The organism is Micromonospora maritima, from assembly GCF_902825405.1.
Classification (GTDB): domain Bacteria; phylum Actinomycetota; class Actinomycetes; order Mycobacteriales; family Micromonosporaceae; genus Micromonospora; species Micromonospora maritima.
The window spans coordinates 1-9,464 of sequence record NZ_CADEAU010000199.1 but is presented as its reverse complement, the minus strand read 5'-3'; the positions used below and the strand labels follow the sequence as shown (position 1 = coordinate 9,464).

Sequence of the window (9,464 nt, the reverse complement as noted above, 5' to 3'; positions counted from 1 at the left end):
AGGGGCAGGCTGAGCAGAGCGGCCGCCACCAGCGCGAGGTGCCGACGCCGCCGGGCGGCGGTGGCGAGCCACGGCGTCACCGCCGCGTGCAGCACCGCCACCTGGGCCACCGTGAAGGCGAGCAGCCCGACGGCGCCCAGCGTCGCCCGCAGCGGATCCGGCTCCCGGGTCAGGCCGACCGCGGGCAGCAGCACCGTGGTCCACACGTTCGTGGCCAGGGACAGCAGGGTGACCCGCCGAGCCCGGCGCAGCCGGTGGTCCGCCGAACCGACAGTCATGCCCGCCGATCCTAGGTGGTGCCGGGGACGCGCGAGGGTTGCCGAATGTCACGACCTACCCGTGCGTTCCGCACGGATTCGCGATGACGTACGCGCCTGTCCCGGTGCGCGCGACACGGGCAGGGTCGAGGCATGACGGAGATGACGGTGGACGTACCCCGGCGGTGGGCCGGGTGGGGCCGGGCCCGGCACCTGGCCGGGATGGTCGTGGCGATGGTGGCCGGAATGGTGCTGCTCGGCCCGTTGTGGCGGGTGGGCGGGGAGGTGCTGGGCGGCGCCGGCGTGCTGGCCCGGCCGGACGTGGGCGCGCTGGTGATGGCGACGAACATGGCCCTGGGCATGGTCGCCTGGATGTGGTACCGGGGCGACGCGTGGGCCGCCACCGCGGAGATGAGCGCGGCCATGTACGTGCCGTTCCTTATGCTCCTGCCGCTCTGGTGGGCGGGGTGGGTCGGGGACGACGCGCTGCTGCTCGGCGGTCACCTGCTGATGCTGCCGGCGATGGCGCTGGTGGCGTTGCGGCACCGGCACCCGGTCGCCGCGCCGCCCCGCCGGCACCCGGTGGCGGCGGCCGTGGCACGTCGCTGGCCGGTCGGGCTGGCGCTGCTCATGACCGCCGACATGTGGTTCGCCCCGACCGTGGTCCCGCCGTGGTCGCTGCTGGTGCTGCCGGGGGGCTACCTGGTCATCGGCGCCTGGCGGCGACGGCTCGACGAGCGGCGGCAGCTCGCCGTCCAGCTCGTCGGGTTGGCCGTCTGGGGCGGCCTGGCGGCCGTGGCGCTGGTCACGCCGGCCGGGGTCGCCGGCACGCTCGTCGGCCTGGGCTGGCTCGGTCACGCCGGCTGGGACCTGTGGCACCACCGCACCGGCGCGGTGGTGCCGCGCGGGTACGCGCAGTGGTGCGTGGTGCTGGACGTGGCGGTGGGGGTGACCACCCTGCTGGCCGTCGCGTCCGGGTGAGCCGGCCGGGGCACGGGGCCCGGCCGGCTCACCCGCCGGACGGACGCCGGGGTGGTGCGGCGAACGTTTGCGCCGGTCGCCGCGACCGCCGTCGGGCGGTGATGAAAGGCTTGCCACATGAGTGCCGCACCGACCCCGACCGACCCCGCCCCGCCCGCCGACGCCGAGGACGCCATCGCCTTCGCGGATCTCGGGCTGCGCACCGAACTGCTGGGCGCGCTGGCCGCCCTCGGCTACGAGGAGCCGACCCCGATCCAGCGGGAAGCCATCCCGCCGTTGCTGGCCGGTCAGGACCTGCTCGGTCAGGCGGCCACCGGCACCGGCAAGACCGCCGCGTTCGCCCTGCCGCTGCTGCAGCGCATGCCGACGGACCGATCGGGCGGCGACCCGGTGTCGCTGGTGCTGGTGCCGACGCGGGAACTGGCCGTGCAGGTCTCCGAGGCGTTCCACCGCTACGGCAAGGACCTGGGCGCCCGGGTGCTGCCGATCTACGGCGGGCAGCCGATCGGTCGGCAGCTGCGCGCGCTCGACCACGGGGTGGACGTGGTGGTGGCGACGCCCGGCCGGGCCCTCGATCACATCGCCCGGGGCACGCTGCGGCTGGGGTCGGTGGCCACGGTGGTGCTGGACGAGGCGGACGAGATGCTCGACATGGGCTTCGCCGAGGACATCGAGGCGATCCTGGAGCACGCCCCCGAGGGCCGCCAGACGGTGCTCTTCTCGGCCACCATGCCGGCCCGGATCGACGGCCTGGCCCGCCAGCACCTGACCGACCCGGTCCGGATCCGGATCGAGCGCGAGCAGCCGGTGGCCGGGGCGGCGCCGCGGGTGCGGCAGAGCGCGTACCTGGTGGCGCGGGCGCACAAGCCGGCCGCGCTGGGTCGGGTGCTGGACGTGGAGTCGCCCACCGCCGCGATCGTCTTCTGCCGCAGCCGGGAGGAGGTCGACCGGCTCACCGAGACGATGAACGGCCGGGGCTACCGGGCCGAGGCGCTGCACGGCGGAATGAGCCAGGAGCAGCGGGACCGGGTCATGGGTCGGCTGCGCGCCGGCACCGCGGACCTGCTGGTCGCCACCGACGTGGCGGCCCGCGGGCTGGACGTCGAACAGCTCACCCACGTGGTGAACTACGACGTGCCCTCGGCGCCGGAGTCGTACGTGCACCGCATCGGCCGGGTGGGCCGGGCCGGCCGGGAGGGCGTGGCGATCACTCTCGCCGAGCCGCGCGAGCACCGGATGCTCAAGACCATCGAGCGGGTCACCGGCCAGCGGATCTCGGTCGACAAGATCCCCACGGTGGCCGACCTGCGGACCCGGCGCTTCGAGCTGACCCAGGCCGCGGTGCGCGAGTCGCTGCTGGAGGACGACCTGGAGCCGTTCCGGGCGGTCGTCGAGTCGCTGACCGACGAGTTCGACCTGATGGAGGTGGCGCTCGCCGCGGTCCGGCTGGCGCACGAGGCCACCCTGCCCGGCACCGCCGACGAGGAGGAGATCCCCCAGGTCGCCGTCCGTCCGAACCGGGAGGCGCGGCCCGGGTACGACAGCCGGGACCGACGCGGCGGCACCCGGTCCCGGGGCGCGGGCACCGCGCAGGTCTTCATCGGGCTGGGCCGGCGGGCCGGGGTCCGGCCGCAGGACCTGGTCGGCGCGATCACCGGCGAGACCCGGGTCAACGGGCGCGACATCGGCTCGATCGAGATCGCGGACCGGTTCTCGCTGGTCGAGGTGCCCCAGGCGATGGCCGACGAGGTGATCCGGGGACTGCGGGGCAGCACCATCAAGGGGCGTAAGGCGACCGTCCGCCGGGACCGCGACGGCGACGACCGCCGGTAAGGAAGGGCCCCCTGTTAACGCCAGCGGTAGAGCAGGGGCCCCCTGTTACACCCGTGCCGCCGGCGCACCCCTCCCACGGCCCTGTTAAGAGGGGCCCCCTGCAATGCACGAGGCGTTAACAGGGGGCCCTCCTTTCACCTCAGGCGGCAGCGACGGGCTGGCCGCCCAGCGTCTGCGCGTCGACTTCGGCCGGGCGCAGCGCCAGCGCGAGCACGTCCGCGACGTCGGCCAGCGTGTGCACGGTCAGCGCCGCGCGCACCTCGGCCGGCAGGTCGTCCAGGTCCGGCTCGTTGCGCTTCGGGATGATCACCTCGGTCAGGCCGGCCCGGTGCGCGGCGAGCAGCTTCTGCTTCACGCCGCCGATGGGCAGCACCCGGCCGGAGAGCGTCACCTCGCCGGTCATCCCGAACTCCGGCCGCACCGGGCGGCCGGTGACCAGGGAGGCCAGCGCGGTCACCATGGTGATGCCGGCGCTCGGCCCGTCCTTGGGCACCGCGCCCGCCGGGAAGTGCACGTGGATCCGCCGGCCGGCGAGGGCGTTCGGGTCGATGCCGAGCCGTCGACCGTTGGAGCGCAGGTACGACAGCGCGATGTGCGCCGACTCCTTCATCACGTCGCCGAGCTGACCGGTGAGGGTCAGGCCCGGCTCGCCCTCCATGCCGGTGGCCTCGATGAAGAGCACGTCCCCGCCGGCGCCGGTGACCGCCAGGCCGGTCGCCACGCCGGGCACCGCCGTGCGCTCCGCCGACTCCGGGGTGAACTTGGGCCGGCCCAGGTACCGGGCCAGGTTGCCGGTGTCGACGCGGACCGGCGCCGGGTCGGACGCCAACGCCACGGTCACCTTGCGCAGGATCTTGGCGAGGGCCCGTTCGAGCTGCCGGACCCCGGCCTCCCGGGTGTACTCACCGGCGATGAGCGCCAGCGCCTCGTCGGCGACGGTCACCTCCTCGGCCGTCAGCCCGGCCCGCTCCCGCTGCCGGGGCAGCAGGTGGTCCCGCGCGATCGCCACCTTCTCGTCCTCGGTGTAGCCGTCCAGGGTGACCAGCTCCATCCGGTCCAGCAGCGGGCCGGGGATGCTCTCCACCACGTTGGCGGTGGCCAGGAACAGTACGTCGGACAGGTCGAGGTCGACCTCGAGGTAGTGGTCGCGGAAGGTGTGGTTCTGCGCCGGGTCGAGCACCTCCAGCAGGGCCGCCGCCGGGTCGCCGGAGTAGCCCACGCCCAGCTTGTCGACCTCGTCGAGGAGCACGACCGGGTTCATCGAACCGGCCTCCCGCAGCGCCCGCACGATCCGGCCGGGCAGCGCGCCGACGTACGTGCGCCGGTGGCCCCGGATCTCCGCCTCGTCGCGGACGCCACCGAGCGACACGCGGACGAAGGTGCGTCCGAGCGCCCGGGCGACCGACTCTCCGAGGCTGGTCTTGCCGACGCCGGGCGGGCCGGCGAGGGCGAGCACCGCGCCGGAGCCGCGACCGCCGACCACGCCGAGGTTGCGCTCCGCGCGCCGGTTGCGGACCGCGAGGTACTCCAGGATGCGGTCCTTGACGTCGGCCAGCCCGGCGTGGTCGGCGTCGAGCACCGCCCGCGCCGCGCCGAGGTCGGTGTTGTCCTCGGTACGCGTGTTCCACGGCATCTCGAGGACGGTGTCGAGCCAGGTACGGATCCAGCCCGCCTCCGGTGAGGCGTCGCTGGCCCGTTCCAGCTTGCCGACCTCGCGCAGCGCCGCCTCGCGCACCGTGTCGGGCAGGTCCGCGGACTCGACCCGGGACCGGTAGTCGGCCGAGCCGTCCGGCTCGTCCTCGCCCAGTTCCTTGCGGATCGCGGCGAGCTGCTGGCGGAGCAGGAACTCGCGCTGGGACTTCTCCAGCCCCTCGCGGACGTCGCTGTTGATCTGCTCGGTGACCTCCTGCTCGGCCAGGTGCTCCTTCACCCAGCCGACGAGCAGCTCCAGCCGGGCGGTGACGTCCGGCGCGGCGAGCAGTTCGGTCTTCTGGGCCAGGCTGAGCCAGGGCGCGTAGCCGGCCGAGTCGGCCAGCTCGGAGAGGTCGGTCATCCGCTCCATGGCGTCGATGACCTGCCAGGCGCCGCGTTGCTGGAGCACCGAGGTCATCAGCGCCCGGTACTCGCGGGCCAGTTCCCGGGCCCGGCCGGCCGGGGCGGGCTCGTCGAGGGCGGTCGCCTCCACCCAGAGGGCCGCGCCGGGACCGGGTACGCCGGAGCCGATGCGGGCGCGGGCGATACCGCGCACCACGGCGGCCGGTTCGCCGTCGGGCAGCCGGCCGACCTTCTCGATCGTGGCGACCACGCCGACGGGGCCGTACTCGCCGTCGATGCGGGGCACGGCCAGGAGCTGCTTGTCGCCGGTGGCCCGGGCCGCGTCGACCGCGGCCTGGGTGGTCGGGTCGAGGGTCACCGGGACGACCATCCCGGGCAGCAGGACGGCGTCGGTCAGGGGAAGTACCGGAAGAGTTGCCATCGAACACCTGCCATCACGTTGGTTGAGCGTGTCTGGCTCAAGTAACAAACCGTGCCCCTTGTTCCGGCTTGTGACCCACGCCACGTCCGCGCGCGATCCGCACCGACTCCCCGCGCGCCGACCCCATTTGCCGCGCCCCGTTTACGCGACCCGCCGAATGGCAGGAGTCGGGTATTGTTGCGAAATTACCGCTTGGTAGGTCAAACTCTTAGCCACACCCCGCCCGACACAGGGAGTAATGGCGATGGCAAGGAAAGTAATCACCGTTCTGACCGACGACCTCGACGGCGGAAAGGCCGATCGGACCGTCGAGTTCAGCCTGGACGGCGTGGCGTACACGATCGACGTCTCCGACGAGAACGCCGGTGTCCTGCGCAAGGCGCTCGACCCGTACATCAGCGCTGGCAGGCGAATCGGTCGGGGCCCGGCGGACGCCGGCCGCGCGACCCGGCGCGCGACCCGGCCGAGCACCTCGGGAATGGACCGCGAGCAGAACCGCGCCATCCGCGAATGGGCCACCAAGAACGGCCACGAGATTTCCGCGCGGGGTCGCATCCCGGTCTCGGTCGTCGAGGCCTACAAGAACCGCTGAACCCTCCCGGTTCACCGTCGGGCATCCCGGGGTCACGCTGAGAAATCGGCGTGGCCCCGTCGACTTTTTCCAGGTCGACAATTTTCACACCCCCCGATCCCACCGGCACCAATTTTCCCCGCGACTCGGCCGCAACGACGCTGGAGCCGCCCGGGAGGGGTCCCGGGCGGCTCCGTGGTGCGGGTGGGGCGTCAGTTGACCTGGATGCGCACCACGTCGATGGCGGGGGTCTGGTTGGCCCGCTCCATCATCGGGATGCGGTGCGAGCCGTCACCGGCCCAGACCGAGCACTGCGCCAGGCCGGACTCCGGCAGGCCCGGGATCTGGATCAGCACGTCGTCCGGCTGGGATCCGCCCCGGCCGTCCTCGGTGGCGACGAAGAACGCGGGCACGTCCTGCGGGTTCGGGGGCTGCCGGGTGCTGCCGAGCATCCGGCAGGCGGTGTGGAAGTGGCCGCGCACCAGGCCCTGGCCGTTGAGCAGCGAGCTCTCCAGGTAGTAGCCGCCCTGGCCGGCGGCGAGGAAGCGGTCCCGCACCAGGTTCTTGGTGGTGACCCGGAGCGTGAACGGCTGGTTGCGCTGCACCTGGTTCGGGAACTGGGTGATGAGCAGCGAGGGGTTGTTGGCCGCGGCACCGACCTCACCGAACGCGGTGCTCACGCAACGGTTGCCGTTCTGGAAACCGTTGTGCGCCTCCAACTGGCTGCCACTGCAGTCCTTGGCGAGCACCTGGAGACCGTTGTTGCCGCCGTTCTGGCCGCCGTTGTTGTTGCCGCCGTTCTGACCGCCGTTGTTGCCCCCGGTGTTGCCCCCGGTGTTGCCACCGGTCTGGCCGCCGTTCTGACCGCCACCGTTCTGGCCACCATTCTGGCCGCCGTTCTGGCCGCCGCCGTTCTGGCCGCCGTTCTGGGCGTTGTCGGCGAGGGCGCACTGGGCGAGCTGCTCCAGGCCCTGCGGACGCTGGCCGCCACGACCGATCGCGGTGGCGATCCGGTTGATCGTCGCGGTGCGCTTGTCGGCGAGCGGACGCAGGATGGCGTTGTTGATGAAGTCACCGCCGTTGCGGCCGTCCCCAGCGAGCCGCCGGTTCGCCTCGGCGATCTGGCTCTCCAGCAGCGCCAGGTTGCGGTCCACCTCGGCACGCGCCCGGCCGGGCACCTGCGGCAGCTTGCCCCGGACGTCGGGGCAGGCCACGGTCGGGGTGCCGGCGCCCGCGCCGCCGCCCCGGGTCTGCTGGCACTCGGCCGACGACATCTGACCGTCGCCCCAGTGGTTGCGGACCCAGCGGCCGTTCTGCCAGGTGCGGGTGGTGCTGCCCTGGCCGCCCGGGGCGGTCGCCCCCGGGCTCGGGGCCACGCAGGACGCCGAGGCCGCGCGGGTGGTCGTCCGCCGGTCCTGGGCGGACGAGATCTGGGTGACGGCGACGATGCCGCCGAAGACCGCGAGCGTGCCGACCACGGCCAGCATCCGCTTGCTCCGCGCGTTACCGGATGACCGGCGCGCCCGTGTGGACCTGCGCATCGAATTGCTCTCCTTCTCGATCCGGTAGTTGACTGGTGATCCCGGCGGAACGACGAATTCTCGGGGTGAGATCACTGCGACGCTCGGGTCGCGCGTCAATGGCCGACGGTGCCCTTTCCGCACCGTCTCCGCGCCGTCCGGGCGCGGCGGGAAGATCTGCGTCCATTCCCGCTTAGGTACGGAACGCCGACGGCGAAGGTTCAACCGGAGATCGGAAAAAATCAGCGCGCCGCGACGGCCCGGTTCAGTCGACCCAGAGGTGGTCGAAGGCGAACCCGCCGTCGAACGAGTCCCGCTGGTCGGCGAGGCGCCGCACCCACCCGCGCAAATCGTCCCGGTCCACCAGGGACGGCGCCGCCGCGTCGAGGTCACGCAGCCGCTCCCCCAGCGCCGCCACCGCCAGGTCCTCGGCGAGCCGGCCCGGCTCCACGCCGCACGCGAACCCCCGGGACGTCAGCCGGACCCGCTCCCGCAGGCAACGACCGGGCCGCACCTCGACCCAGCCCCAGCCCTCCGCCGGGCCGTCGGTCCACCGCACGTGCAGGCCGCGCACGATCGGGTCGGCCAGCCGGCCCGCCACGTACGCCTCGACGGCGTCGGCCCGGGCCAGCGCGCCGAGGTCGTTGACCGGGCCCCGCCGGCCGTCCGGCAGCCGGCCCTCGATGTCCCGGAACCCGGTCGTGTCCCCGTCGTCCGGGTCGGTGCCGGCGGCGTAGTCCCGGGCGTCGACGACGTACTCCGCGAACCGGCGCGCGTGGTCGGCTCCGCCGAGCGTCGGCGACTCGACCCGCACCAGCGGCAGCCCGACGGCGGCGCAGACCGCGTCGGTCAACCGCTCCGCGCGCCGGGCCGGTGACCCGTCGGCCGCCGGCGCGGCGAACCGTACGGCGAAGCGCGGAAGTCCGGTGTCCGCCGCGCACACCACCAGGTCCAGGCCGGACCGGCCGGCGGTGCTCCACTGACTGCCGGTGACCCCCGGCGGCCGGCCCTGGACCAGTTCGCCGAGGCGCCGGTCGGCGTACCCGACGTGGCCGGCGCGGGCGAACCGGGGCGGCACGCCCGTCGGGACCGGCCGCAACCAGGACGCGGCCACGCTGCCGGTACTCGTCATCTCGCCACAATCCGTCCGTCGTTCGCCTCGACGCCCGAGTGTAGGGCGTCGATCATGGCGGCCGCCTCGGCGGTGCGGGGGAATCCGGGCACCCGCCGACCGGTGCGCCACCCGGGTCCGGCCCTCTAGGCTCGGCGGGTGCACAGCGGACGGACCCCGGAGCGATTCACCAAACGCAGCCTCGTCGCCGTATCCCACGCCATCGAACGCGCCGCGCTGGCCGAGGCCGAGGACGGCCCGCTGGTCGTGCTGGCGCTGTTCCAGCGACTGCCGTACTTCGACCGCGAGCGGGAGATCTACCGGCGGATCGCCGGCCGGGCCGCCGTCACCGTGGTCGGCATGGTCGGCGGTCCCCCGCCCGACCTGCCCGACGGGGCGTACGGGGTGGCGCTGGACGAGACCGAGGACCTGGCCCGGGAGTGGAGCGTGGTGGCACTGACCCCGCGCTTCGGGGCCACGCTCGTGGCGTACGACCGGGGCGAGGTCGCGCCGGCGCCGACCCTGGAGGCCGGCCGGCTCTTCGACGGACGCTGGGGATTCCGCCGGGACGAGGCGTTGCACGAGGTGATCCGGCTGCGGGAGCGGCTCGCCGAGCGCCTGCCCGCCGCGGCGCGGTCCGCGCTGGACGAGGCGGTGGCCCGGGTCCGGGAGATCCCGGCCGGGCCGGGCGAGTCCCGGGCCGAGAGATCGGAAG

At 73.9% G+C, this 9,464-nt stretch carries 7 protein-coding genes and 1 pseudogene; 4 read left to right on the top strand and 4 right to left on the bottom strand.

The annotated features are described in order from the left end of the window. A pseudogene (locus HUW36_RS18175) lies at positions 1-278 on the bottom strand (histidine kinase); the annotation flags it as partial. A gap of 132 nt (positions 279-410) precedes the next feature. Between HUW36_RS18175 and HUW36_RS18170 the strand changes: the two are divergent. Together HUW36_RS18170 and HUW36_RS18165 are read left to right on the top strand one after the other, a co-directional pair. Beyond that, the gene (locus tag HUW36_RS18170) at positions 411-1,238 is read left to right on the top strand and encodes a hypothetical protein (protein ID WP_174529267.1); all 828 of its coding nucleotides are present in this window, start codon (positions 411-413) and stop codon (positions 1,236-1,238) included. 117 nt (positions 1,239-1,355) lie between these two features. Next, a complete protein-coding gene (locus tag HUW36_RS18165) occupies positions 1,356-3,071 on the top strand; it encodes a DEAD/DEAH box helicase (protein WP_174529266.1) in 1,716 nt (571 codons plus the stop codon). Positions 3,072-3,210: 139 nt separating this feature from the next. On the opposite strand, the gene lon is transcribed toward HUW36_RS18165, so the two are convergent. Then, a complete protein-coding gene (gene lon / locus HUW36_RS18160) occupies positions 3,211-5,547 on the bottom strand; it encodes an endopeptidase La (protein ID WP_174529265.1) in 2,337 nt (778 codons plus the stop codon). 244 nt (positions 5,548-5,791) lie between these two features. On the opposite strand from lon, the gene HUW36_RS18155 reads away from it, so the two are divergent. Then, positions 5,792-6,139, top strand: coding sequence for a histone-like nucleoid-structuring protein Lsr2 (locus HUW36_RS18155; protein WP_174529264.1), 348 nt, complete (start codon positions 5,792-5,794; stop codon positions 6,137-6,139). A 191-nt stretch (positions 6,140-6,330) separates the two neighbouring features. Here the strand turns inward: HUW36_RS18155 and HUW36_RS18150 are convergent, their stop codons facing one another. Further along, on the bottom strand, positions 6,331-7,605 hold the full coding sequence (locus HUW36_RS18150) for a hypothetical protein (RefSeq protein WP_174529263.1): 1,275 nt from the start codon (positions 7,603-7,605) through the stop codon (positions 6,331-6,333). Positions 7,606-7,903: 298 nt separating this feature from the next. Beyond that, positions 7,904-8,770: a PDDEXK family nuclease gene (locus HUW36_RS18145; protein WP_174529262.1), complete on the bottom strand. Its 867-nt coding sequence runs from the start codon at positions 8,768-8,770 to the stop codon at positions 7,904-7,906. 138 nt (positions 8,771-8,908) lie between these two features. Between HUW36_RS18145 and HUW36_RS18140 the strand changes: the two genes are divergently transcribed. Then, positions 8,909-9,464: DICT sensory domain-containing protein (locus HUW36_RS18140; RefSeq protein WP_281357534.1), on the top strand; the 556-nt coding region annotated here is incomplete at its 3' end.